The following is a 21209-nucleotide window of genomic DNA, read 5'->3' as shown; positions in this document are numbered from 1 at the left end:
CTGTGCTCAGGGCACAACGTGGAGAACTCATCGCTCGCAAGTGCTGTCTTCTTTGCTCTTATTCTGAAATCGCGGTTCCAGATAACGTCCTGCTCAAAACTCCTGCCGCACAGCGAGCATCTAAGCTTCTCGATTACCTCAAACTTCTTCTCGTATACCATGCAAGATACGGAAAGCTTCACTTCAAAAACTGCTTTGTTGCCACGATGATAACCGTCTGGTAGGCGAAGTAGGTTTTATCTCCCTCCTCCCAGAAGATTAGCCCCGTGCGGTTCTCCTCGAGCTCTCCTCTCATAATCTCCCTGAGGCGGGCTTTTAGGCTCTTGCCTCCCGCGGCTCTGGAAAGCCAGTCCTCAAGCTCCTGGTGCAGCTCCCAGTGGAATACCTTTGCTATGGAAAACCCGCCTTCAACAAGGAGGCGGAGAAGCTCAGACTTTTTGTAGAGCCTCACATGCGATGGGTCGCGAAGCTTCTCCAGCCTGTTGAGGTAGTGCGACTTTTCCGCCACCTCGGAGCTTATCCCATCGGCGAGCACCAGATTGGACCCGCGCTTGAGCATGCGGTGTATCTCGGCCAGTGCAAGCTCAGGCGAGGGGAAATGGTGGAATGAAAATCTGCTTGCAACAAGGTCAAAGGTTTCATCGCGGAAGGGCAGGTGCTCAGCGTCGCCAACGAGATAGCATGCTTTGCCCTTCTCCGGGAGCATCCTCTCGGTAATATCAACCCCGACGGCAAACTTTGCCCTTGTGGCGAGTGCCTCTGTCAGAAAGCCGTGCCCGCAGGCGACGTCCAGGCAGAGGCTATCTGCACCCGGCTTACCTGCGATTAGCATCGCCTCGAGATGCTCATCACTGGCAAAGCATCCTCCCGCATAGCCCTCAGCACGGGCGTTAAAAAGCTTCCTCGCCAGCCTCTTTTCCTGCATGGGCTAATCTCTACCTCTGGCTATTTCAATTTTGAGGCTGTTGTTAGGTGGGTTTTTTAGGACATGGCGAGGAAACAGCGCCGGAAGGCAAAGAAGCCGAGGGTGAGTCCGCAGTTAGCGGCACTTTTCGGCGTTGGAATAATGATAATCTCCAGCTTGGCGTATGCGGTGCTCTACAATCCCTTTGCCGGGGAACCTCAGAAAGAGGCAGGAGGAGTGGCACCCCTGCCTCCCGGAACCTTTCCGGCACCGCAGTCTGAGCAGGGCTTAACCCCAGACACCGACGGCGATGGCATAGCCGATGCACTTGAGGCGGAGATCGGCACAGATCCGCTGGTTAAGGACACGCCCGCGAGCCTTGAGGCGAGGCGCGAGGAGGCCTATCAGGAGTATATGGAGGGCAAAATTACCCTTGAGGCCTACTCTGAGCTGAGCAGAAAGCTGGAGAAGGCAGAGGAAATGCTGGGGCAGTGAAATGAAGATAGTAATTTCTGGAAAGGGGGGTGTGGGGAAGACCACCATCGCCGGCACACTGGCAAGACTCTTTGCGGAGCGTGGCTACAGCGTTATCGCAGTCGACGCCGACCCAAGTATGAACCTCCACTCTGCGATAGGCGTTGAGAATCCAACGCCGATCTCTCGCCTGAAGAAGCTGATAAATGAGCGCGCAGTTATAGCGCCGGGAATGTACAATCTAAACCCGCGCGTGGACGACATCCCCGAGCGCTTCTCAGTCCAGAGAGACGGCATAAGGCTGCTCGTAATGGGCACAGTGGAGGAAGCCGGGCAGGGATGCCTGTGCCCGGAGAACACATTTCTCAGGGCACTTCTGCGCCACCTGGTGCTCAAGCGCGAGGAGATGCTCTTACTCGACACCGAGGCAGGGGTGGAGCATCTGGGCAGGAGCGTTGCAGAGAACTTCGACCTCATGCTCGTGGTGGTGGAGCCGGGAGCAAAGGCCATAGCCATGGCAAACCGCCTTGCAGAACTCTCGCGGGAGATAGGCGTGAAGAGGGTGTTTGCCGTGGCGAATAAGGTGGCAAGCAGGGAGCAGGAGGAGTTTTTAAAGCAAGAGCTAGGCATTGAGGTGCTCGAGACTGTGCCCTACGACCAGGCGGTGGTGGAGGCAGATATAAAAAATCTCCCCCTCACCGACCTCGCCGCTGAATCCTCTGCCCTCAGAAAAATAAGCCAGCTATCAGAAAAAATAGAAAAGCTGGCTGGGAGATGAGCGCTATTATAAATTGATTACATCCATGACCTTGCGCCACTTGTTGCCTTCCATCTGCATTACCCAGACTTTCTTGAGCTTCGCATTGCCCCTGGGTGTCCACTCCCTCGCCCACTGCAGGACCTCATCCTTTGTGGGCATTTTATCTGTCTTTTTGATTGTTACGAAGCGCTTTGCTTCAACGCCCTTCATGGTCCTGCCACGAATCGTCACATCTCTCCCAAGATACTCTAACCCATTCACATAATACATTCCCACAACCTCCTGGAAAATTTCTTCCCCTGTCCCGGTATAAAAACCTTTTGGTTTGGGTGCGCCCCGGAAGGGAACCCATCGAAAAATTTAAATAATACAATTACCCACCAGTGAATGGTTTGTGAATCTGAAATTTCTTTTAACGAGGTTATGGCATGCAGGTAGATGGCGTATGTAGGGAGAGCCTTCTGAAATATTCTTTTAAAAGCAAGGGGGAGTTAGGAGTACCAAAGATTTTAGAGAGGTGAAAGGATGGTTATCGAAGCCATAGCCGAGATACAAAAGGCTGAGCAGAGAGCAGAGGAGATGATTAGAAAGGCAGAAGAGGACGCTAAAAAACTTGTGGAAGAGGAGAGGGAAAACGCCAAGAAGCTTATAAAGGATGCGGAGGCGGAGGCCAGGAAGGAAGTCAAAAGGATGATAGAGGCTGCGAGGAAAGAGGGAGAGAAGGAAGCTGAGAGGATAATCGCAGAGAGTGAGAAGAAGGCTGAAGAGGAGAAGAAAAAAGCAAAAAAGCGCCTTGATAAGGCTGCTGAGCTCATAGTTGCCCGGGTGCTTGGAGAATAACCCGCTCGCGAGGAGGTTTTACTATGGCGGTCGCCCTTCAGAAGGAGAAAGTCGGGAAGATTATTGCTAGGATAGAAGAGGACGCCAGGGCCGAGGTGGAGAGGATACTCAGCGAGGCGAAGGCGCAGGCTGAGGAGATAAGAAACGAAGCCCAGGCGAAGGCAAAGGCTGAGAAGGCTGAGATAATCTCACGTGGAAAGCGCGAGGCTGAGCAGGAGCGCGCCAGGATAATAGCAAATGCAAAGCTCCGGGCAAGGAAGGCTCTCCTGGATGCTAAGGAGGAGGTTATAAAAGAGGCATTTTCCCGGGCCGAAAAGGCTCTGGCGGATGTCACAAAGGAGGAGCGCTATCCCGGGATTCTCAAAAAGCTTATTTTGGAAGCCATAGAGTCGATAGGTGGAGATGTGGAGATACTCGCAAGGAAGGAGGACAGGAAGATACTCAACAGGTCATTTCTGGCAGAGGTATCCAGAGAAGCGAAGGTAAAGGTGGCCCTTGCCAAAGATACCATCAGCAGCATAGGCGGAGTTGTGGTGCGGGGCAAGGATGGGAAGGCAGAGGTGGACAACACCTTTGAAACCCGTCTTGAGCGGGTGAGCTCAGAGCTTCGCAGCAGTGTTGCAAAGGTGCTCTTCAAGTAGGTGGTGCGATGAAGGTAAGTGTTATCGCAGACTACGACACCGTCGTTGGCTTTCGCCTCGCAGGGGTTAGAGAGGGCTACCCAGTGGATTCGCCTGAGGAGGCGCTGGAGAGGCTGCGCGAAATTGTAAAAAAGGATGAGGTGGGTCTGGTGATAGTCACAGAGCGCCTCGTGGATAAGATACGCGGCGACGTGGATAGGCTGCTGGAGAAGAGAAACTTTCCACTGCTGGTGGAGATTCCAGACAAGAAGGGAGCAATAGAGAAGAAGGTGGACCCGCTTAAGGAGCTTGTGCGCCGCGCCGTTGGTGTGGATATAAAGATAGAGTGATGGTTATGAGGTGGTAGATTATGGGAAAGATAATCAAAATTGCTGGTCCTGTGGTTGTCGCTGAGGGAATGCGCGGAAGCATGATGTACGAGGTTGTGCGAGTGGGCGAAGAGAAGCTCATGGGGGAGATTATAGAGCTGGAAGGAGGGCAGGCGACAATTCAGGTTTATGAGGAGACTGCGGGCCTGAAGCCGGGAGAGCCGGTGGTGGGCACTGGTGCGCAGCTGAGCGTGGAGCTGGGGCCTGGAATACTCAAGCAGATGTACGATGGCGTGCAGCGTCCCCTGGAGGTTATAAAGAGTGAGACAGGCACCTTCATCCAGCGCGGTGTGGACGTACCCAGCCTGGACAGGAAGAAGAAGTGGGAGTTTACTCCTCTCGTCAAGAAGGGCGACAGCGTGGTGGAGGGAGACTTCCTGGGCGAGGTGCCCGAGACGGAGCTCATAATGCACAAGATAATGGTGCCGCCCGGGATAAACGGCGAGGTTGTGGAGATTGCCGATGCGGGCAGGTACACCGTGGAAGAGACCATCGCCGTTATTAAGACAGACAAGGGTGAGAAAGAGGTTCAGATGATGCAGCGCTGGCCGGTGCGCAGGGGCAGGCCCTACAAGGAGAAGCTTGACCCGAGTGTGCCCCTCATTTCAGGGCAGCGCATAATAGACACCTTCTTCCCGGTTGCGAAGGGCGGCACTGCCTCCATACCAGGGCCCTTCGGTGCTGGTAAGACTGTTATGGGGCATCAGTTTGCCAAGTGGAGTGATGCCCACGTGTTCATCTACATAGGCTGCGGAGAGCGCGGGAATGAGATGACAGAGGTGCTTGAGGAGTTTCCGCACCTTGAGGACCCGAAGACAGGCAAACCTTTAATGGAGCGCACTGTGCTCATCGCCAACACCTCGAACATGCCGGTTGCTGCGCGCGATGCCAGTGTTTACACCGGCATAACTCTGGGCGAGTACTACCGCGACATGGGCTACAGCGTGGCGCTTATGGCAGACTCCACCTCGCGCTGGGCGGAGGCGATGAGAGAAATCTCCGGCAGACTGGAGGAGATGCCCGGCGAAGAGGGCTACCCCGCCTACCTCGCCTCCCGCCTTGCGAACTTCTATGAGCGCGCGGGCAGGGTGATAACCATAGGAAGCGATACCCGCGAGGGCAGCCTCACCGTTGTGGGCGCAGTCTCGCCTCCCGGTGGAGACTTCTCGGAGCCGGTTACGCAGAATACGCTGCGCATAACAAAGGTGTTCTGGGCGCTGGACGCAAGCCTGGCTGACAGACGCCACTTTCCGGCGATTAACTGGCTGCGCAGCTATTCGCTCTACCTCAACAGCATCTCCACCTGGTGGGAGAGCAATGTGGGTAAAGCCTGGCTGGAGCTGAGGAACAAGGCGATGGCGCTGCTCCAGAAGGAGGCTGAGCTTCAGGAGATTGTGCAGCTCGTTGGTCCGGATGCTCTGCCAGAGAAGGAGCGCATTGTGCTTGAAGGTGCGCGCGTTATCCGCGAGGACTTCCTGCAGCAGAACGCCTTCCATGATGTGGATACCTACTGCAGTGCAACCAAGCAGTACAAGATGCTGGAGGTAATGCTGGAGTTCTACAACCTCGCCACCGATGCTGTGTCGAGAGGCGTGGCTGCAAAGGAGATAGCTGAGCTTGAGGTGAAGGATGACATCGCCCGCCTCAAGTATGTGCCTGAGGATGAGATAGACAAGGCACTGGCGGAGATAAGGAGCAAGATGAAGGCGCAGATTGAAGCGCTTGTTGCTAAGGAGGAGGTCAGGTAGATGGCTGCGAAGACCACGATTAAGGAGTACACCTCTGTAACAGAGGTTGCAGGACCGCTCATGGTGGTAGAGGGCGTTGAGGGCGTCGGCTACGGCGAAGTGGTTGAGATAGAAACCCCTCTTGGCGAGAAGCGCCGCGGGCAGGTGCTGGAGGCTCACTTGGGCAAGGCGGTGGTGCAGGTTTTCGAGGGCACCCGAGGTATAGATACCTCCAAGACCAAGGTGCGCTTTACCGGCGAAACTGTGAAGCTGCCTGTGAGCATGGATATGCTGGGCAGGATATTCGATGGCACGGGCAGGCCTATAGACAAGGGGCCCGAGATAATACCCGAGGATGAGCTGGACATTCACGGTTACCCGATAAATCCCGCTTCCAGGGAGTTCCCGAGGGACTTTATACAGACGGGTATCTCAACCATAGACGGTATGAATACCCTGGTGCGCGGACAGAAGCTTCCAATATTCTCTGGCTCAGGTTTGCCCCATAATGAGCTTGCAGCACAGATTGCGAGGCAGGCTAAGGTTCTGGGCAAGGAGGAAGAGTTTGCTGTGGTTTTTGCGGCGATGGGTATAACCTATGAGGAGGCCAGCTTTTTTGTGCGCGACTTTGAGCGCACAGGTGCACTTGAGAAGGTTACCGCATTCCTCAACCTGGCCGACGACCCTGCGATTGAGCGCATCATCACCCCCAGAATGGCTCTGACTACGGCGGAGTACTTTGCTTACCAGAATGATATGCACGTCCTGGTTATACTTACGGACATGACCAACTACTGCGAGGCTCTTCGTGAGATTGCCGCTGCTCGCGGCGAAGTGCCGGGGCGGAGAGGCTATCCCGGCTACATGTACACCGACCTGGCGACGATTTATGAGCGTGCGGGCAGGGTATCCGGGAGCAAGGGCTCAATTACACAGATGCCCATCCTGACCATGCCGGACGACGATATAACCCACCCGATACCTGATCTCACGGGCTACATTACAGAGGGGCAGTTTGTGATCTCCCGTGAGCTCTTCCGCAAGGGCATCTACCCGCCGGTGGATGTGCTGCCTTCACTTTCACGCCTCATGAAGGGCGGCATAGGTAAGGGCAGAACCCGTGAGGACCATGCCAATGTGAGCGACCAGCTTTACAGCGCCTATGCGGAGGGCAGGGACCTGCGCGACCTTGTCGCTGTGGTTGGCGAAGAGGCTCTGACAGAGAAGGACAAGAAGTTCCTGGAGTTTGCTGACCGCTTTGAGCGCGAGTTTGTGGCGCAGGGTCGAGACGAGGATCGCGACATAGAGCGCACCCTTGAGATCGGCTGGGACCTGCTGAGCATTCTGCCTGAGCGCGAACTCAAGCGCATAAAGGATGAGTTCATCAAGAAGTATCATCCCAAGTACCGCAGCAGCTAGGTGGCAGCGATGGCGGATCTTATTGAGGGCGTCAATCCGACGCGAATGGAGCTGTTGAAGCTCAAGACGAAGGTAAAGCTGGCAAAGAAGGGACACCGCCTGCTCAAGGAGAAGCGTGATGCCCTTATAATGGAGTTTTTCAATGTACTCGAGGAGGCCAAGGGGGCGAGGCGCGAGGCGGAGGCGAAGCTCAGCGACGCCTACCATGCCCTGATTCTGGCACAGGCTGCAATGGGCACGCTTAAGGTTACAGAGTGTGCTTTTGCGGTGAAGGAGACCCCAGGCATAGAGACCTACACGCGCAGCATAATGGGCGTCCGTGTACCTGTGCTAGAGCTGGCTGAGACCAGGCGGAGCATACAGGAGCGCGGCTATGGCTTAGCCGATACATCTTCGCAGCTGGACGAGGCGGCGGCGAGGTTTGAGGAAGCCCTCGCTGCGGTGGTTCAGCTGGCGGAGATTGAGCGTAGCATAAGGCTGCTTGCAAAGGAGATAGAGAGCACAAAGCGTCGCGTGAATGCACTGGAGAATGTGCTCATCCCCCGCCTCGAAGCGACGGTGAAGTACATAAAGATGCGCCTGGATGAGATGGAGAGGGAGAACTTCTTCAAGCTCAAGCGCATCAAGGCAATTATGGAGGCCAGATAAGAGTTTTTAACCTCCCGGCTTACTTTTTTATTTTGTTCGTTCGTAAGGAAGTATGTTTTAGTGTAGTATTTGCAATGGATTGATAATAAAACATAAAAACCTGTAGGTAAATTTGACCTTATGAGGGGACTTATTATCTGTATCTTATCCCTTGCGATTCTCTCATCATTACCAGCGTATGCACTAAACGAGAGTAATTCGACATATATAAATGGTGTCACATTCTACAACATTCTGCTTGCGTCTGAACCTGTGTTAGTCGGTGAGACTGATTATCCTCAGGCGTATTTTAGGATAATTTCTTTACCAACTGGGAGAGGAGAATACTTGGCAGGCTATATATCACGCACAGTAAAAATTAATGAAACAAAAGAAGAGAAAATCAGAGATATTATGTTGAAAGATAAAAGAGCTGTCGAGGAGGACTCTGTTGTTTGGTTTAAAGACAAACCGAATTACAAATATGTTATACACCCCTATGGGATCTTGGTTGAGTATCGAATTTCAAAGGGAAATAAATTAACAATCGAAGAGTATCATGCTGAAAAATTAAAATTTTTGAATGAAACTACTGAAAGGCTTAGAGAGATAAGAGTGGATAAAAAACTTGGTCTTGATATTAAATGTGAATATTGCAATTTCAGGTCAGGATTCTCATATACTCGAATAGACGAGTTGAACAGCGAAAATAAAGAAAGTTACAGTCAGCTTATGAAAGGGATTGAGTATAATGTTATTATAGACCATCGCCATAATGCGACATTGCTATTCCCAAAGGAAAGAAGTAGCGTTTATGACAGTATCTCTGATGTTATATCCATTGGTCGTGATGCACCATCTTTATTGCGTTGGTATGAATTTTTAGCGTATTCTAACTATAACGAATATGAGATGAAAAAGATTAATAAGGAATTAAATGCTATTTCTGAATCTCTGGAATTCATAAGGAATAGCTTAGGAGATGAATTAAATTCTACAGAAGCATTTTCTATTTTTAAAATAATCTCAATCTCGAACAATGGAACAATTCGGCAGAAACTAAATGAAATATTTCCTGATATAAAATCGGTAGATTATTTCATCAGAATTTCTAAAGAAATAAAAAATAGACCTCGTGCAGAATGGGTGGATGTTCTTTTCGGTTTTAAAATTAATGAAAATATCAAACGAAGCAAGCAAGTAGAGGATTTTTATGAAAGATATAATCTACTGGAAGGAGAAAGCCAAGATTTATTTGAAATAACTAGGACAGTTTATTCGGCAGCATTACAAAAGGAGGGAATTTCTGAACAATTGAAGATAGCATATATTGGTGTTATTATATCTTTATTCGTATCAATTTTCAGTATAGTTTATAGTATTAGGTCACAAAAGAAAGAATCCAGGAATCTCCGTAGAATAACAAAAATACAGATAGAATCAAACAAAGAATATATGGAGAGACTTATAAACGAAATCAAAAAACTGAAACCGGAAAAGCAACGCAAGTCATAATTTTGAGTCAAAGGAGGACCCTATTTAATTCCCGCCTGAAGGGGTAGATGTGGCATCCTTATATCTTGGAGGCTATTTTTTCAAGCACTTTTAGCATTTTTTCCTGGGTATCGAGCCCCTTCTTCTGGTCCACCCTCATCTCATTCTGGCCATCAACTAAAATATTCAGCTTGTCAAGCTTTCCATCTATTGAACTCAGTTTACCGATACCAATGTCAAGCTTCCTGCCAATCTCCTCGAGTTCGGTGGTTGGAATTTTCACAAATCTTGGGGGGAGGTCAATATCAAGGGATACCTCCCTTCTGTCCAGACTCTCAATCTCTGCACCAATTCTGCCTGTTTTTATTCTAATGTCATCTAAAAAAGAGTCCAGCGTATTCTTTGTCCCCTCAACTATTATCCTCACACTCCCATCTACATCATTAAAAACATAACCTCTAAGCCCCAGGAAATTGGCCATCTGGGCGATTAGATTCCTTAAACCAATATCCTGAACCCTCCCATGGATAACGACATTGTAGCGTTTTCTTTGGGCCTTCATGGTGATACTTTAAGCCCAGTTATATTTATACGTTTTTCTCATTATGAGAATTTGCTGCTGTTGACTTAGGGCTCAGCTACCAAATCAACTTCATATCTGTCGCCTCACCTCAGGCGAGGGCGGCGATGCGTATAAATACTTTGGTTTTCTGTTAACAAATGTTAGTTGAGTAGGCAGCTACCTAGGAGAATACTTGGCAGGCGTATAAGTATTGCCATTATTGCAATATTTCACTTTTCAAGAGCGAAATATTTATATATTAGGCCAGCCTAATTAGGCTTACCTAATTGGTGAGTTATATGCCCTCACGAAAGATAGAAGATTATCTGGAGGCCATCTACAACATCAACCTGAGGAAAGGTCTTGCAAGAACAAAAGATATCGCCGAAGAATTGGGCGTAAAGTCTCCTACAGTCACAGAAATGCTCAAGAAATTAGACTCTATGGGTTATGTGAAATACATCAAGTATGGTGGCGCGGTACTAACTCCCGAGGGTGAAGACATTGGCAGGACGGTTAAACATCGCCACGATACTCTTGTGAGTTTTTTGAAAAAGATTGGCGTTCCAGACGAGCTGGCTGAGAAGGATGCCCATATACTAGAGCATCACATTAGCCCCAAAACCATTGAAAAAATAAAGGAGTTCGTTAACTCGACTAAGGACTTTTGATTTTAGCATATAACCCTAAAATTATTCGGGGAATTCAAATATGGCGAAATTTCTTAGGCAAAGATATTTCTCAACCTAATGGTCTATTTGATTCTATGGTGATGGCAATGGAAAGTGAGACCCCAATATTTGAAAATCCCCTATTCCTGATGTTTTTGAAGAAAGGATACATAAAAAGCGCCCGGGCACTTGCCCAGTGTTTTGCAGAAGCGTCCAGAGAGGGTGATTTAAAATGAGTTTTTTTAATCTCCGTCAAATTAGGCAATCCTAATTGGTGATAATATGACGATAGTAGTTATCGGTGGTATTGACCGTCTTGAAAGACACTATAAAAGAGCGGCTTCCAATAAGGGGTATAAAGCACATGTCTTCAGCACCTTCAAAGCCAATGTGGCGAAGAAAATTCCTGGTTCGAAGGGGGTAATTCTCTTTACAAACCAGGTATCCCACAGTCTAGCGCGCATAGTCACCGTGACTGCAAAGAAAAGTGGAGTCCCTGTTGTCAGGACACACAAGAGCAGTCTCTCAGCTTTTAAACAAAGTCTAGATGACCTGTGTAATAATCATAATGCTCACATCCAGGGAAACTAGTGCCTCCAGATGTTAGGGATTTCGTATTTCTCCTAAAATTTTTAGGACAAAATATAATTGAACCTAAGAGACATTAGGGATTCCTAATCAGAGGGAATCTAAAAGGTGGTTAAAAAATGTCAGAATTAAAACTCAGTAATATGAAACCTGGTGAAAAAGGCCGCGTCCTATTTATTAATGGGGGAGGTATTTTTCTTCGCCGACTGGTAGATATGGGAGTGGTTAAGGGTGTTGATTTGACCCTCGTAAGAAGGGCTCCTCTGGGTGATCCGGTGGAAGTAGAGGTTAGAGGATACAACCTGACCTTAAGAAAAGCGGAAGCTGAGAATATCACAGTGGAGGTCAGGGGATGAAGTATTTTAAACACAAAATTAAGCACATCTTCAGTGATATCACCTATATCCATAAAGATTTAGAGCCCGTCAAAAAGGACATGAGAAAGGTCAGGATGGATGAGCACCTTTACGATATCCCCGAGGGTATCTCATCTATACGTCCTCTCGCTATGCTTGCTGTAGGGGAAGAGGCACGGATTATTGGTGTCAAAGGCAGCGCCAACAGGGCCAGGCGTCTGCTCGGGATGGGGTTCACCAGAGGTACCAGAGTACGGATACTCTCATCTAATTTTTCGGGTCCAGTACTTGTTGACATCAAGGGTTCCCGGATTGCCCTGGGTAGGGGGTTGGCCATGAATATCATGGTGGATGACGCGAGGTGATAAAATGGTGACGATAGCACTTATTGGAAATCCCAATGTGGGGAAGACAGTCATTTTCAATAATTTGACAGGTTCCTGGCAGCATGTTGGTAACTGGCCGGGTGTAACAGTAGAAAAAAAGGAAGGTAAGTGTAAATACAACGGCTCTGTTATGAACATTGTAGACCTTCCGGGCACCTACAGTCTCACTGCAAATGCCATTGACGAGCTTATTGCCCGTAACTACATCATCGAGGAGAAGCCAGATGTGGTGCTGGACATTGTGGATGCCAGCAACATCGAGAGGAACCTCTATCTCACTATGCTCCTCCTGGAACTGGAAGTCAATCTCGTCATCGCCCTCAACAAGATGGATGTGGCGAGGGAAAAAGGTCTTGAAATAGACGCTAAAAGGCTCTCCGATGCCCTGGGCGTTCCTGTAGTCCCCACCATAGCCACAAAGAAAGTAGGGATGGAAGATCTGAAAAAAGTTCTCTTAAATGCGGCAAAGGATGGCAGAAAGAGCAAATATCCAACCTATGGTAAGGATGTGGAGTCCCTTCTGAAAGAGATTGCAACAAAGATCAAGGAAGACAGGGGGCTCTCAAAGAGATACTCACCCCGATGGCTAGCCATTAAACTCCTAGAGGGTGACGACGATGTTTTAAGGGTGGTGAAGGCCAGTCCAAAGAGTAGAGAGATTCTGGAGGCATTACAATGAACCCTGTTGGAAGGAAAGTCTTTGGTGAGCCCCCTGAAGTCTTCTTTGCCAATAAGCGGTACGAGGTCATAGGGGATATCCTAAACAGGTCTATGAAACTGGAGCAGAAGAAACTGACCATCTCTGACATGCTAGACAAGGTGATGCTGGACAAATACCTGGGTATTCCGATATTTCTAGTCCTAATGTGGGCCACCTTCCAGTTTGCCTATGTCGTGTCTGAACCTTTTATGGGGATATTGGAAGAGTTTTTCATAGGCCTTGGCGGATTGATAGCGGGATACATCGCAAACGAAAGACTGGCGTCCTTTGTTGGCGACGGAATCTTCGGTGGCCTTGGTTACATTATGGTGTTTGTACCCAATATTATGTTTATATTCTTTGCCCTCTCCTTGCTGGAGGCCAGCGGGTACCTTTCGAGGGCCGCTTTTGTAATGGACAGGGTTATGGTCAGGCTTGGTCTTCATGGCAGGTCCTTTATCCCCATGCTTATGGGTTTCGGTTGCAATGTTCCAGCTATCATGGCCACCCGCACCATGGACAATTTTAAAGATCGGCTAATAACCATCATGGTCACACCCCTTATGTCCTGCAGTGCCAGGCTTCCAGTCTATGTGCTTATAGGCGGAGCGCTCTTCCCGGGCTTCGCCGGTACGGCGATGTTTCTGATGTATGTCTTGGGCATTGTTCTGGCCATTGGAATGGCCCTGCTCTTCAGGAGATTTCTGTTCAGGGGTGTGCCTTCTCCCTTCCTGATGGAACTTCCTGTCTATCAGATGCCCACCTTGAGAAGTGCTGTGATGGATATGTGGAACAAAGGCGCTATTTTCCTTAAAAAAGCAGGGACAGTGCTTCTCTTTGGTGCCATTATCCTGTGGTTTATGTCCACCCACCCCTGGGAGGCCACAGAGGGCGGAGAGCTCATTGAAAACTCCTATGCTGCAGCCCTTGGGCACGGTCTGGAATATGTCTTTGCACCTTTAGGGTTTGACTGGAAAGACTCAGTAGCCCTCTTCTTTGGATTCCTGGCCAAAGAGGTGGTGGTTGAAGCTATGGGTATTCTCTATGGAGTGGGAATCGAAGAAGAGGCAGTTGCAGCTGCCGTGGCTGGCGCTATGACTCCTCTCACGGGATTCGCCTTTATGGCCTTTGTACTGATATACATGCCCTGCCTGGCAACCCTGGGTACCATCAGAGTGGAGACCGGGTCATGGAAATGGACTGGTGTAGTTGTGGCATACGGATTGGTTCTGGCCTATCTGACGGCCTTCGCCATCATAACAATAGGCGGGGCTCTAGGATTTTCGTGAGGTGATTTGAAATGGAATTTAACAAACAAAATGCTCCCAAGTTTGCCCTTTACGCCGCATCTTTGGGCGGACTTTTTGCCACATTCGGTACCCTTGAGATCCTAAATGGCCTGGGCTGGTTGGAAGTCTCCTGGGTGCCTGGAGATATCTTCGGCGGTATGGCCCTGCTGGTGATAGCAGCCGTTTTCTTCAGAGGAGTTAATAGTATAAAAGAAGGCCAGCCTGAGGGCCTTTCTTTCCTCTTCGTTGGTGCCATGCTCGCCGTGATCTTTGGAGCTCTTTATGGGCTGGTTCTTGGGGCTTCAGGATTGAACAACTTCCTCTTTGAGGAGGAAGGATGGAGTATCACAGAGGAACTAAGGATAGAGATAGCACTGGGCCTTCTGGCTCTTCCGGCTATTTCCCTCATGAATAAATTTAAGAATAGGCTGACAGTGGCATCTCAGCAATAAAGGTTCCTTCCTTTTTTATTAGGGAGATAAAAAAATGAGCCTGAAAAAGAAGATTGGAAAAATCCTTGAAAAGGCATTCCTCAAAATTAGCAGTTCGGCCTGCAGCTGCTCAGACGGATGCCACGGCGGAGGCTGTGGAGTTCCGCCTGAAGTGGAACAGTGGAACAGCAGGAAATAGATTGTCATAGACCCTGTCTGCAAAATGTATGTTTCAAAGAGTGAAGACGGCATATAGGAGTTTCTTCAAAGGGCAGATGTATTATTTCTGCGCCAAAAGCTGCCAGCAGAGATTTGAGGAATCACCTGCCAGATATGTGTCTGTATAAAAACCATGACCTCCATGGAAATGCACCCATGTAGGACCTCCTTTGACCTTCCAGGATTTTAGCCGAGATTTAGGTAAACCTTTATATCCACCTAACAATTAATTTTGAATATCAAACTATATGAATATCATACTAATCGAAACTCAAATTAGGTGATGACATGGATATCATTGAACAGATTACCTATGAAATGTTGGAATTTTTTAACCGGTTCTCCTCCTGGGAAACATCAATAGTTAAAGCAGGAAATCTGACCCTTTCCGAGGCCCATGCCCTCGAAGTACTGGGAACCCATGGCACCATGAATATGAAGGCTCTAGCAGAGAAACTCGGTGTAACTACAGGCACCACAACAGTAACTGTTGACCGTCTCGAAAGGAAAGGCTATGCCAGGCGGGAAACCACTGAAAAGGACAGAAGAGTCTATCTCATCGGACTAACCAAAGCTGGGCAGGAGGCCTTTGAAGAACATCACCGTTATCACATGCAACTGACTGAAGAACTGATATCCCACCTGAGGGAAGATGAAATAACACAGCTTCTTGCAATCCTCCAAAAATTGAACCGCCATCTTTTTTAAGGGCGATACCATGGAGCACCAGGAATCATGCAAAGGGCCAGAATGCAGAGTGTGCCCGAATATCGAAGAAGAGCTTTCCTCTGATGAGGAGAAAAAGGAATCACTCATAGAAAAGTACTGGTTTAATGCCGTCACAGGTGTTACAGGGGTCCTGCTTGTAACTGCCTGGATTTTGAAGTTTGCTGGCCTTTATCCGGATTTTGTATTGTATGCAAGCCTCGCTGCAGCCCTCATTGGTGGTATACCTATCGCATCCAATGCCCTAAAAGCACTTCAAAATAAAGAGCTTTCCGCAGATATGCTCGTGACCATTGCAGCGGCGGCAGCCATCATCATAGGCGACTATATAGAAGCAGCAACCGTGGTATTCATCCTTATCTTGGGCGAATTTCTCGAAACTCTTACTGTAAACCGTGCCAGCAGTGCCCTTAGGGGGCTCCGGGAAAATATTCCTGATAGGGTGCGTCTTAAAAAGCACGGCCAGGAAATTATTGTAAAGTCCGAGAGTCTTAAAGTAGGCGATGTCTTTATAGTCAAATCCGGTGAACGCATTCCTGTTGACGGCGTAGTGGTGGCGGGTGAAAGCAGTCTGGACCAGGCATCGGTGACCGGTGAATCCACACCAGTTCATAAAAAGGTAGGCGATGAAGTCTTTGCAGGCACCATGAACCTTCTTGGCGCCCTTGAGATTAAGGCCACTAAAGTTGGAAAGGATACCACTGTCTCCAGAATTGAAAGGCTTATTCTCGATGCCCAGCAGAAGAAGGCCAGAATTCAGCGCACTGTTGACCATTATACCACCTACTACGTGCCCGTAGTGTCTCTTGTTGCTCTGGCCACTTACTTTTACACAGGTGATATCAAAAGGGCCATTACCATCCTGATTGTCTCCTGCCCCTGTGCCTTCATTCTGGGGACTCCTACAGCCATTATAGCTGCCATTGGTGCTGCTGCTAAGAAGGGTATTGTCATTAAAGGTGGGAATATCCTCGAGGCTGCAGGACGCATCACAGCGGTGGTTTTTGACAAGACAGGAACAATTACTTCGGGTACCCCTAGGGTGACCGAGTTCAAGAGTTTTAATGGTTTCCCCGGGGATTATCTCCTCAAGATGGCTGCCATCGCTGAGAAAAGGTCAGAACATCCCTTTGGTCTCGCGATATACAATAAAGCCAGAGAGGAAGGTTTAGATATTCCTGACCCAGAGGAATTCAAGGTTTACATGGGTATGGGCGTTGCAGCCATGAGTAACGGAGTCAGTATTGCTGTGGGTAACCGCTCTCTAATGGAAAGGATGAGTATCCCCATATTACCCAAGATGAGAAAATACTTAAAGGCAAGAGAATATCTGGGGGAAACCGGACTTTTAGTGGCCATTAACAATGAGGTTTGTGGGATACTGTGTGTGGCTGATGCCATCAAAGCTGATTCCTCTGAAGCTATTCATATTCTGAAATCTCAAAAAATGGACTGCACCTGCCTTTTAACAGGTGATAACCGGCGGATAGCCGAAGCCGTGGCCAAAAAAGTGGGTGTTGAAAGGGTCTGGTCAGACCTTCTCCCCGAAGAAAAGGTGAAAAAGGTCGAAGAACTAAAGAAGCAGGGCCACCGCGTGGCCATGGTGGGGGACGGCATCAATGACGCCGCAGCTCTTGCAGCCTCCCATGTGGGCATTGCCATGGGACATAGGGGTTCAGAACTTGCTGCCGAGAGTGCCGATATAGTAATCCTGAACGACGAACTAAAGAAAGTACCCCAGGTCCTTTCCCTAGGACGCAGGACTCTCTCTGTCATCAAGCAAAATCTCGGATTTGCAATCCTTTACAACATCGCCATGATAGGACTTGCTGCTCTGGGGGTTATCACCATGATTCAAGGGGCCTTCCTTCACCTGGTAAGTTCCATGGCTGTTATTCTGAACTCTATGAGACTTTTAAGGCTGTAAGATGCCTCTAAAAAAGAGAAGAAGGCCTAAAGCCTTCTTCTAAAGAGGATGTGCACTGAAGCTGGTAGCAGCGTCAGCGAAGACACTACAGTGGCTGAGCAGTGAGGTGCTTTGAAAAATTTATACTAAACCTGCCCTTTGTTACTTCTGCGTTTCCAAACATGGAGGATAGAACCTTCCGCATCCTTGCAAAGCAGATAAGAGCCCTCAACCGCCACCTGGCTGTGGAGAGGCGCAGTCTTAGCGACCTTCTCCGCGAAGAGAAGCCAGCGATAAGGCTCAGAGATGGCGAACTCCACCGCTTCAAACGCTCTGAGCTTGAGAAGCTTGCCCGGCTTATCCCGGAGCACCTGCATGGTTCGCTGCGCCTCCCTGTTTACATAGAGCTGAGCAGCAGCAGGTTCGGGAAGGGCACTGCGCGCATCTGCGGTGCCGTGGAGTGCATGGCCGTGGCAAAGGTTCTGGAAAAACGCTGCGAGGGGGAAGAGCTCTTCATCTATAAGCCTGAGATTCGCATGCTCCGCAAAGAGCTTCCCACGACCACACAGTACATGTTCACAACGACGCTGGATTAAGATAGCAGTCTATCACTTTTTCAATCTCATCCTTATGAAGTTCAATATTTCAAGAAGAGCTTCTTCTGGGTCTTCACTGAGATAACTCTCCTTAACGTTCTCTTTGGTGCCTTCGTGAAAATGTTTTGGAAATGTAGCAATATCAGGGTGGTCGGGAGCATTGTCCCAGCGGTGGATTAGCCCAGTCTGCAGCGTACTCTCCCAGTGGTATGAATAATCGTCTTCATGGCTGAGCCATACATCCAGAAAACTCCCATCTATGAAATATATTCGAAGCTTGTTCGGAAGGCTGGTCTTTCCTCCCAATAATTTTGTAGATTTCACAATATCGGAATAATCTCTTTCAGCTCTACGTTTAAGTTTTAGATAGATTTCAAGAACTAGCAATGAATCACCTGAGAGACCTAAGGAAGTTTTTAAGCTCCTCGATATATTTTTCTTTGTTCTTCCAAGTTATGTAATCCTCCCAGGCAGGATGGCTCTCTATATCCCTGGATTTAATTATCTTATAAAGCTCCTCCTTTGTTGCAACGTCGTACTTCTCCCTGATATCCGCTATTTCTCTCTCAGACAGTCTTATTTCCTTCTCGATAAATGAAATTATGCCTTTTAAAACCAGTTCTTTTTCTGGAATTCCAAGTTTTTTACTTATCTCGACTACTGTGCTCATTACCTTACCCCTTTTTATAATTCTCAATTAACTTTTTAAAAAGTTGTGGTAGCCACCTCCCCATACTTTAAATGGGTTTGATGTCCGCCTACGATAGCCTATCATTCAGGCTTTTCCAGCAGCTTTGTCTTGCTCAGCACCTCTCCGCTCTTTGCGTGGGGGGTTCTCGCAAGGCTATCGTTCGCCTTCTCCAGCTCCCTTACCTCATCGCACAGCTTAGCAGCACCGCGAAGCAGCTCGTGGGCACTGGCGACGAGAGGAATGTACTTCTCGGGCTCCTTGAGCATGAAACAGCCCTTGACGTTCAGCTCGCCCACGTGCGTAGCAGCCTCGTAGGCAGCCCGCGCTCTGGCTCTGGCGTAGGTATTGGAAAATCTGCCCCTTGCCACGGCCTTTGCGCCATTCACCACAATGCGGGGAAGGTAATCCTCACCCTTCTTAATCGCGGCTATCGCAGCGTCCACCTCCTCCTGTACAAGGCGGAGCGCACCCGTTGCAGCGAGCACCTTCAGCATGTCGGCGTTGAAGAGCGCCATCTCCGTGGGGTCTAAAAATTCACGCCGTGCGCCTATCATGGAGTCTGCGAGTATAAAGATGTAGCCAAGGCCGTACTCCTCCAGCTTCTCCTTCATCTTAACCCCCGGGGCGTCGCCCACAACTATGGCACGCTTCCCCTTCAGGGCTCCTATCACCTTCTTTGGTCCCGGAGCGCTGGGATTGGGAGTGGTGTAGAGTATCAAATCGTAGGCGTCAAGGTCAACGCGGGCGAGCAGCTTCTCGGCATCGCCAACCTGCATCTTGGCGCCTGTGGCAAAGACCTCAACGTCGATATCCTCGCGGTCTGCACGCTCATCCAGGAGAAGCTCCAGCACCAGCGAAGTTGCAATGGCGCCGGTTTTGAGCACTGCAATGCTGGGCATACTACTCATCTCCCACCAGAAGCTCTATCGCCTTCTCAAACTTACCCTGCTCTATCATGGACTTAACAGCGGGCTTGGAGATGCGCTTCATTGCAGCCTCTATCTTGGCGCGCCTGCGCCTGAGCTCAGCCTCGTCAACCTGTACCTCTGCCTCCCTCTTCTTGGCCTTGCTTGCCTCCTCTTCGGCAATTGCCAGCTCCGGTAAGAAGCCATGCGAGGCCAGGAAGCTGAAGTACCTGGAAAACTCCTCGTGCTGCGTAAGTGCGTGCTTTGCGGCCACTATGGTGGGGGCGGTGCTGTATATTGTACCTGCGCTTTTCAGCAGGTCGTCCTTGCTTGTGGAGACGTAATTCACAGGATACCAGGGTTTGTCGCCCTTGGTAACGCTAACCGCGGCGTCCACTATGCCATGGTCGAGCATGTACTTGAGCAAGGCGGTTGTCACTCCGCCGTCCTGCCCGCGCTTTCTCACCTCTTCTCTGGCAGCACGGCAGGTGAAGATGGCGATGTACTGCCCCAGAATGCGCTTCTCAAACTGATAGCGCCTGCTCCCGAAGAGGTGCTCCTCGATTAAGTCTATTGGCAGGTGAGTGCGCGGGCACAGAGCATAGCATCGCCCGCAGTCTGTGGATTCGCAGTCCCTAACCTTCTGGGGCATTCCGTCCTCGTCTATCGTTATAATCTTCTCGGCACAGCTCGCCTCGCATGCACCGCAGGTGACGCACAGCCCGGGCTCCACCACATCGCGCAGAAGCTCATCGATGCGGTCCTTGACTGTGGCAAGCGAGAGCAGCTTCTCAAGGTCGCGTTCATGCGTCGTATCCAGGTGAAGAACCTTGATTCCCTTCTTTTCCTTCTTTGACTTGTTCTTCCAGGCGCCCTTAAACTTGCGCTTTGAGAGCTTCCTCAGCAGGCCGAGGCCCCCTTTACTGCTCTCATTTACCTCCCTGCTTTCAAGATAGCCCTCGCTTATTGCATCCTCCACAACCGCAAGGCCGCGGGTGGTGCGCACAATTACAGTGTTCCAGCCCTTGGGCGAGCCCACGGCGCCAACGCTTATATCCGCAAGCTCTGCGGTGTAGTCTAGGCAGTAGTGACAGTTTTCGCGGGCAGCCTTCTTCGCTTCCTTTAGCGGGATCTTGAGCACGCCGCCATTGTAATACCCCAGAAGCTTGCCCTTTATGTCCCACTTCTTTATCTGGTCCATGCTCTTGCCCTTGCTCTCCACCAGCTTTACAAGCTCTGGGTAGGAAAAGCTCTCAGCGCAGAATAACCCGAGGGTAACCTTGATTCTGCGGGGCCACTCCTGCCTGGACTTAACCTCAAAAAACTGGGCCTTCCTCACCGCCTGAATCTGGCAGGGCATGCCCACGTAGGCTAAGCTGTTTAGCCTCTTCTCCTCCTTAACTACATTGCTCTCCTCTATGAGAGCTTCCAGACTCGGCCTTAGAAAATCCTTGAGCAACATGATATCACCTGCTCGCAGAGGTAAATTATCATGATTTATCATATAATATAAACTTTTCCGTGGGCAGGTGAGATGCTGGCATTGATGAAACAACCCTATTAACGAGGTTAATCCAGAGGGCTATAGAGATGGGCATCCTCGATATCTGCCTTAAACAGGGGAAGCACATCGCTACGATAATGCTCCTCTGTGAGAATGGCAGAATCCCAGGCGAAGACTTTGACTTCGGCGACATCACCTACATCGCTGGCTACCGCGGTGTGGCCTTCAGGGTAAAGGTGAGGTTGGGGTAAGGGGAAGAGGACTACATTACAAAGAGAATTGATTTTCGCTGAGCATCGCCGAGGGTGGCGGTTTTCAGGGTTGAGAAAAAAGATGAGGTGCTTACCATACCGGTAAGCGCAATTGTTGAGATTGTAAGCCAGGAGTAGCTACCTGCGCTTCTTACCCTTATTTCCCCGCCTGTG

Annotated in this window: 30 protein-coding genes; 23 read left to right on the top strand and 7 right to left on the bottom strand. The window is 49.6% G+C overall.

Going from position 1 to position 21209, the window contains the following annotated elements; genetic code table 11:
* Positions 1 to 178 precede the first annotated feature (178 nt).
* Positions 179 to 925: a class I SAM-dependent methyltransferase gene (locus tag ACXJJW_RS11055; RefSeq protein ID WP_456475808.1), complete on the bottom strand. Its 747-nt coding sequence runs from the start codon at positions 923 to 925 to the stop codon at positions 179 to 181.
* Between the two features lie 63 nt (positions 926 to 988).
* Between ACXJJW_RS11055 and ACXJJW_RS11050 the strand changes: the two genes are divergently transcribed.
* The gene (locus ACXJJW_RS11050; RefSeq protein WP_456475807.1) at positions 989 to 1399 is read left to right on the top strand and encodes a thrombospondin type 3 repeat-containing protein; all 411 of its coding nucleotides are present in this window, start codon (positions 989 to 991) and stop codon (positions 1397 to 1399) included.
* Between the two features lies 1 nt (position 1400).
* Complete coding sequence (locus ACXJJW_RS11045; RefSeq protein ID WP_456475806.1) at positions 1401 to 2156, top strand: ATP-binding protein; 756 nt, start codon at positions 1401 to 1403, stop codon at positions 2154 to 2156.
* A gap of 6 nt (positions 2157 to 2162) precedes the next feature.
* Here ACXJJW_RS11045 and ACXJJW_RS11040 read toward each other — a convergent pair whose 3' ends face one another.
* On the bottom strand, positions 2163 to 2408 hold the full coding sequence (locus tag ACXJJW_RS11040; protein ID WP_456475805.1) for a hypothetical protein: 246 nt from the start codon (positions 2406 to 2408) through the stop codon (positions 2163 to 2165).
* A 255-nt stretch (positions 2409 to 2663) separates the two neighbouring features.
* On the opposite strand from ACXJJW_RS11040, the gene ahaH reads away from it, so the two are divergent.
* The 7 genes from ahaH (at position 2664) to ACXJJW_RS11005 (ending at position 9275) form a co-directional block, all read left to right on the top strand.
* A complete protein-coding gene (ahaH, locus tag ACXJJW_RS11035) occupies positions 2664 to 2978 on the top strand; it encodes an ATP synthase archaeal subunit H (RefSeq protein WP_456475804.1) in 315 nt (104 codons plus the stop codon).
* A gap of 23 nt (positions 2979 to 3001) precedes the next feature.
* Positions 3002 to 3619, top strand: coding sequence for a V-type ATP synthase subunit E (locus ACXJJW_RS11030; RefSeq protein WP_456475803.1), 618 nt, complete (start codon positions 3002 to 3004; stop codon positions 3617 to 3619).
* A gap of 8 nt (positions 3620 to 3627) precedes the next feature.
* A complete protein-coding gene (locus tag ACXJJW_RS11025) occupies positions 3628 to 3948 on the top strand; it encodes a V-type ATP synthase subunit F (protein ID WP_456475802.1) in 321 nt (106 codons plus the stop codon).
* Positions 3949 to 3968: 20 nt separating this feature from the next.
* Positions 3969 to 5735, top strand: coding sequence for an ATP synthase subunit A (locus tag ACXJJW_RS11020; RefSeq protein ID WP_456475801.1), 1767 nt, complete (start codon positions 3969 to 3971; stop codon positions 5733 to 5735).
* Entirely contained in the window at positions 5736 to 7133 is a 1398-nt protein-coding gene (locus ACXJJW_RS11015) for an ATP synthase subunit B (RefSeq protein ID WP_456475800.1), read from the top strand.
* A 9-nt stretch (positions 7134 to 7142) separates the two neighbouring features.
* The gene (locus ACXJJW_RS11010) at positions 7143 to 7781 is read left to right on the top strand and encodes a V-type ATP synthase subunit D (RefSeq protein ID WP_456475799.1); all 639 of its coding nucleotides are present in this window, start codon (positions 7143 to 7145) and stop codon (positions 7779 to 7781) included.
* A gap of 120 nt (positions 7782 to 7901) precedes the next feature.
* Complete coding sequence (locus ACXJJW_RS11005) at positions 7902 to 9275, top strand: hypothetical protein (RefSeq protein ID WP_456475798.1); 1374 nt, start codon at positions 7902 to 7904, stop codon at positions 9273 to 9275.
* Positions 9276 to 9333: 58 nt separating this feature from the next.
* Here ACXJJW_RS11005 and ACXJJW_RS11000 read toward each other — a convergent pair whose 3' ends face one another.
* Positions 9334 to 9816, bottom strand: coding sequence for an acylphosphatase (locus ACXJJW_RS11000; RefSeq protein WP_456475797.1), 483 nt, complete (start codon positions 9814 to 9816; stop codon positions 9334 to 9336).
* 299 nt (positions 9817 to 10115) lie between these two features.
* On the opposite strand from ACXJJW_RS11000, the gene ACXJJW_RS10995 reads away from it, so the two are divergent.
* From ACXJJW_RS10995 to ACXJJW_RS10935, 13 genes are all read left to right on the top strand, one after another.
* Positions 10116 to 10487 carry a metal-dependent transcriptional regulator gene (locus ACXJJW_RS10995; protein WP_456475796.1) on the top strand — a complete coding sequence of 124 codons (372 nt, stop codon included), beginning with the start codon at positions 10116 to 10118 and terminating at the stop codon, positions 10485 to 10487.
* A 95-nt stretch (positions 10488 to 10582) separates the two neighbouring features.
* The gene (locus ACXJJW_RS10990) at positions 10583 to 10723 is read left to right on the top strand and encodes a hypothetical protein (protein ID WP_456475795.1); all 141 of its coding nucleotides are present in this window, start codon (positions 10583 to 10585) and stop codon (positions 10721 to 10723) included.
* Positions 10724 to 10769: 46 nt separating this feature from the next.
* Positions 10770 to 11078: a DUF2325 domain-containing protein gene (locus ACXJJW_RS10985; protein ID WP_456475794.1), complete on the top strand. Its 309-nt coding sequence runs from the start codon at positions 10770 to 10772 to the stop codon at positions 11076 to 11078.
* Between the two features lie 116 nt (positions 11079 to 11194).
* Complete coding sequence (locus tag ACXJJW_RS10980; protein WP_456475793.1) at positions 11195 to 11431, top strand: FeoA family protein; 237 nt, start codon at positions 11195 to 11197, stop codon at positions 11429 to 11431.
* On the top strand, positions 11428 to 11796 hold the full coding sequence (locus tag ACXJJW_RS10975; RefSeq protein WP_456475792.1) for a FeoA family protein: 369 nt from the start codon (positions 11428 to 11430) through the stop codon (positions 11794 to 11796). Before ACXJJW_RS10980 ends, ACXJJW_RS10975 begins: the two co-directional genes overlap by 4 nt.
* A 4-nt stretch (positions 11797 to 11800) precedes the next feature.
* The gene (locus ACXJJW_RS10970) at positions 11801 to 12496 is read left to right on the top strand and encodes a FeoB small GTPase domain-containing protein (RefSeq protein WP_456475791.1); all 696 of its coding nucleotides are present in this window, start codon (positions 11801 to 11803) and stop codon (positions 12494 to 12496) included.
* The gene (feoB, locus tag ACXJJW_RS10965; protein WP_456475790.1) at positions 12493 to 13806 is read left to right on the top strand and encodes a ferrous iron transport protein B; all 1314 of its coding nucleotides are present in this window, start codon (positions 12493 to 12495) and stop codon (positions 13804 to 13806) included. Before ACXJJW_RS10970 ends, feoB begins: the two co-directional genes overlap by 4 nt.
* Positions 13807 to 13817: 11 nt before the next feature.
* Positions 13818 to 14258: a hypothetical protein gene (locus ACXJJW_RS10960; protein ID WP_456475789.1), complete on the top strand. Its 441-nt coding sequence runs from the start codon at positions 13818 to 13820 to the stop codon at positions 14256 to 14258.
* Positions 14259 to 14292: 34 nt separating this feature from the next.
* Entirely contained in the window at positions 14293 to 14436 is a 144-nt protein-coding gene (locus ACXJJW_RS10955; RefSeq protein ID WP_456475788.1) for a hypothetical protein, read from the top strand.
* A gap of 28 nt (positions 14437 to 14464) precedes the next feature.
* Positions 14465 to 14584, top strand: a complete 120-nt coding sequence (locus ACXJJW_RS10950; RefSeq protein ID WP_456475787.1) for a YHS domain-containing protein — start codon at positions 14465 to 14467, stop codon at positions 14582 to 14584.
* A gap of 160 nt (positions 14585 to 14744) precedes the next feature.
* Positions 14745 to 15164 carry a MarR family winged helix-turn-helix transcriptional regulator gene (locus ACXJJW_RS10945; RefSeq protein ID WP_456475786.1) on the top strand — a complete coding sequence of 140 codons (420 nt, stop codon included), beginning with the start codon at positions 14745 to 14747 and terminating at the stop codon, positions 15162 to 15164.
* Between the two features lie 10 nt (positions 15165 to 15174).
* Positions 15175 to 17109 (top strand): heavy metal translocating P-type ATPase, encoded by a 1935-nt coding sequence (locus ACXJJW_RS10940; protein ID WP_456475785.1) that lies wholly within the window; start codon positions 15175 to 15177, stop codon positions 17107 to 17109.
* A 101-nt stretch (positions 17110 to 17210) separates the two neighbouring features.
* Entirely contained in the window at positions 17211 to 17684 is a 474-nt protein-coding gene (locus ACXJJW_RS10935) for a DUF61 family protein (protein WP_456475784.1), read from the top strand.
* Between the two features lie 12 nt (positions 17685 to 17696).
* Here the strand turns inward: ACXJJW_RS10935 and ACXJJW_RS10930 are convergent, their stop codons facing one another.
* The 4 genes from ACXJJW_RS10930 to ACXJJW_RS10915 all read right to left on the bottom strand — a co-directional run bounded on the left by ACXJJW_RS10930 (position 17697) and on the right by ACXJJW_RS10915 (position 20742).
* Positions 17697 to 18071 (bottom strand): toxin-antitoxin system TumE family protein, encoded by a 375-nt coding sequence (locus tag ACXJJW_RS10930; RefSeq protein ID WP_456475783.1) that lies wholly within the window; start codon positions 18069 to 18071, stop codon positions 17697 to 17699.
* A gap of 4 nt (positions 18072 to 18075) precedes the next feature.
* A complete protein-coding gene (locus ACXJJW_RS10925; RefSeq protein WP_456475782.1) occupies positions 18076 to 18354 on the bottom strand; it encodes an MJ0235 family protein in 279 nt (92 codons plus the stop codon).
* A gap of 101 nt (positions 18355 to 18455) precedes the next feature.
* Entirely contained in the window at positions 18456 to 19274 is an 819-nt protein-coding gene (locus tag ACXJJW_RS10920; protein ID WP_456475781.1) for a F420-dependent methylenetetrahydromethanopterin dehydrogenase, read from the bottom strand.
* Position 19275: 1 nt separating this feature from the next.
* Positions 19276 to 20742 (bottom strand): Coenzyme F420 hydrogenase/dehydrogenase, beta subunit C-terminal domain, encoded by a 1467-nt coding sequence (locus ACXJJW_RS10915; protein ID WP_456475780.1) that lies wholly within the window; start codon positions 20740 to 20742, stop codon positions 19276 to 19278.
* A gap of 128 nt (positions 20743 to 20870) precedes the next feature.
* Here ACXJJW_RS10915 and ACXJJW_RS10910 point away from each other — a divergent pair, with 128 nt between their 5' ends.
* Positions 20871 to 21035: a hypothetical protein gene (locus ACXJJW_RS10910; protein ID WP_456475779.1), complete on the top strand. Its 165-nt coding sequence runs from the start codon at positions 20871 to 20873 to the stop codon at positions 21033 to 21035.
* The last annotated feature ends 174 nt before the right edge of the window (positions 21036 to 21209 follow it).

This window comes from Candidatus Pyrohabitans sp. (genome assembly GCF_054014795.1).
The sequence above is the reverse complement of the archived record's forward strand: the minus strand, read 5'-3'. Positions and strand labels throughout refer to the sequence as shown.

Coding starts and splice junctions, on each gene's coding strand:
- ACXJJW_RS11055 (WP_456475808.1), bottom strand. CDS start 925: ATGCAGGAAAAGAGGCTGGCGAGGAAGCTTTTTAACGCCCGTGCTGAG.
- ACXJJW_RS11050 (WP_456475807.1), top strand. CDS start 989: ATGGCGAGGAAACAGCGCCGGAAGGCAAAGAAGCCGAGGGTGAGTCCG.
- ACXJJW_RS11045 (WP_456475806.1), top strand. CDS start 1,401: ATGAAGATAGTAATTTCTGGAAAGGGGGGTGTGGGGAAGACCACCATC.
- ACXJJW_RS11040 (WP_456475805.1), bottom strand. CDS start 2,408: ATGTATTATGTGAATGGGTTAGAGTATCTTGGGAGAGATGTGACGATT.
- ahaH (WP_456475804.1), top strand. CDS start 2,664: ATGGTTATCGAAGCCATAGCCGAGATACAAAAGGCTGAGCAGAGAGCA.
- ACXJJW_RS11030 (WP_456475803.1), top strand. CDS start 3,002: ATGGCGGTCGCCCTTCAGAAGGAGAAAGTCGGGAAGATTATTGCTAGG.
- ACXJJW_RS11025 (WP_456475802.1), top strand. CDS start 3,628: ATGAAGGTAAGTGTTATCGCAGACTACGACACCGTCGTTGGCTTTCGC.
- ACXJJW_RS11020 (WP_456475801.1), top strand. CDS start 3,969: ATGGGAAAGATAATCAAAATTGCTGGTCCTGTGGTTGTCGCTGAGGGA.
- ACXJJW_RS11015 (WP_456475800.1), top strand. CDS start 5,736: ATGGCTGCGAAGACCACGATTAAGGAGTACACCTCTGTAACAGAGGTT.
- ACXJJW_RS11010 (WP_456475799.1), top strand. CDS start 7,143: ATGGCGGATCTTATTGAGGGCGTCAATCCGACGCGAATGGAGCTGTTG.
- ACXJJW_RS11005 (WP_456475798.1), top strand. CDS start 7,902: ATGAGGGGACTTATTATCTGTATCTTATCCCTTGCGATTCTCTCATCA.
- ACXJJW_RS11000 (WP_456475797.1), bottom strand. CDS start 9,816: ATGAAGGCCCAAAGAAAACGCTACAATGTCGTTATCCATGGGAGGGTT.
- ACXJJW_RS10995 (WP_456475796.1), top strand. CDS start 10,116: ATGCCCTCACGAAAGATAGAAGATTATCTGGAGGCCATCTACAACATC.
- ACXJJW_RS10990 (WP_456475795.1), top strand. CDS start 10,583: ATGGTGATGGCAATGGAAAGTGAGACCCCAATATTTGAAAATCCCCTA.
- ACXJJW_RS10985 (WP_456475794.1), top strand. CDS start 10,770: ATGACGATAGTAGTTATCGGTGGTATTGACCGTCTTGAAAGACACTAT.
- ACXJJW_RS10980 (WP_456475793.1), top strand. CDS start 11,195: ATGTCAGAATTAAAACTCAGTAATATGAAACCTGGTGAAAAAGGCCGC.
- ACXJJW_RS10975 (WP_456475792.1), top strand. CDS start 11,428: ATGAAGTATTTTAAACACAAAATTAAGCACATCTTCAGTGATATCACC.
- ACXJJW_RS10970 (WP_456475791.1), top strand. CDS start 11,801: ATGGTGACGATAGCACTTATTGGAAATCCCAATGTGGGGAAGACAGTC.
- feoB (WP_456475790.1), top strand. CDS start 12,493: ATGAACCCTGTTGGAAGGAAAGTCTTTGGTGAGCCCCCTGAAGTCTTC.
- ACXJJW_RS10960 (WP_456475789.1), top strand. CDS start 13,818: ATGGAATTTAACAAACAAAATGCTCCCAAGTTTGCCCTTTACGCCGCA.
- ACXJJW_RS10955 (WP_456475788.1), top strand. CDS start 14,293: ATGAGCCTGAAAAAGAAGATTGGAAAAATCCTTGAAAAGGCATTCCTC.
- ACXJJW_RS10950 (WP_456475787.1), top strand. CDS start 14,465: ATGTTTCAAAGAGTGAAGACGGCATATAGGAGTTTCTTCAAAGGGCAG.
- ACXJJW_RS10945 (WP_456475786.1), top strand. CDS start 14,745: ATGGATATCATTGAACAGATTACCTATGAAATGTTGGAATTTTTTAAC.
- ACXJJW_RS10940 (WP_456475785.1), top strand. CDS start 15,175: ATGGAGCACCAGGAATCATGCAAAGGGCCAGAATGCAGAGTGTGCCCG.
- ACXJJW_RS10925 (WP_456475782.1), bottom strand. CDS start 18,354: ATGAGCACAGTAGTCGAGATAAGTAAAAAACTTGGAATTCCAGAAAAA.
- ACXJJW_RS10920 (WP_456475781.1), bottom strand. CDS start 19,274: ATGCCCAGCATTGCAGTGCTCAAAACCGGCGCCATTGCAACTTCGCTG.
- ACXJJW_RS10915 (WP_456475780.1), bottom strand. CDS start 20,742: ATGTTGCTCAAGGATTTTCTAAGGCCGAGTCTGGAAGCTCTCATAGAG.
- ACXJJW_RS10910 (WP_456475779.1), top strand. CDS start 20,871: ATGGGCATCCTCGATATCTGCCTTAAACAGGGGAAGCACATCGCTACG.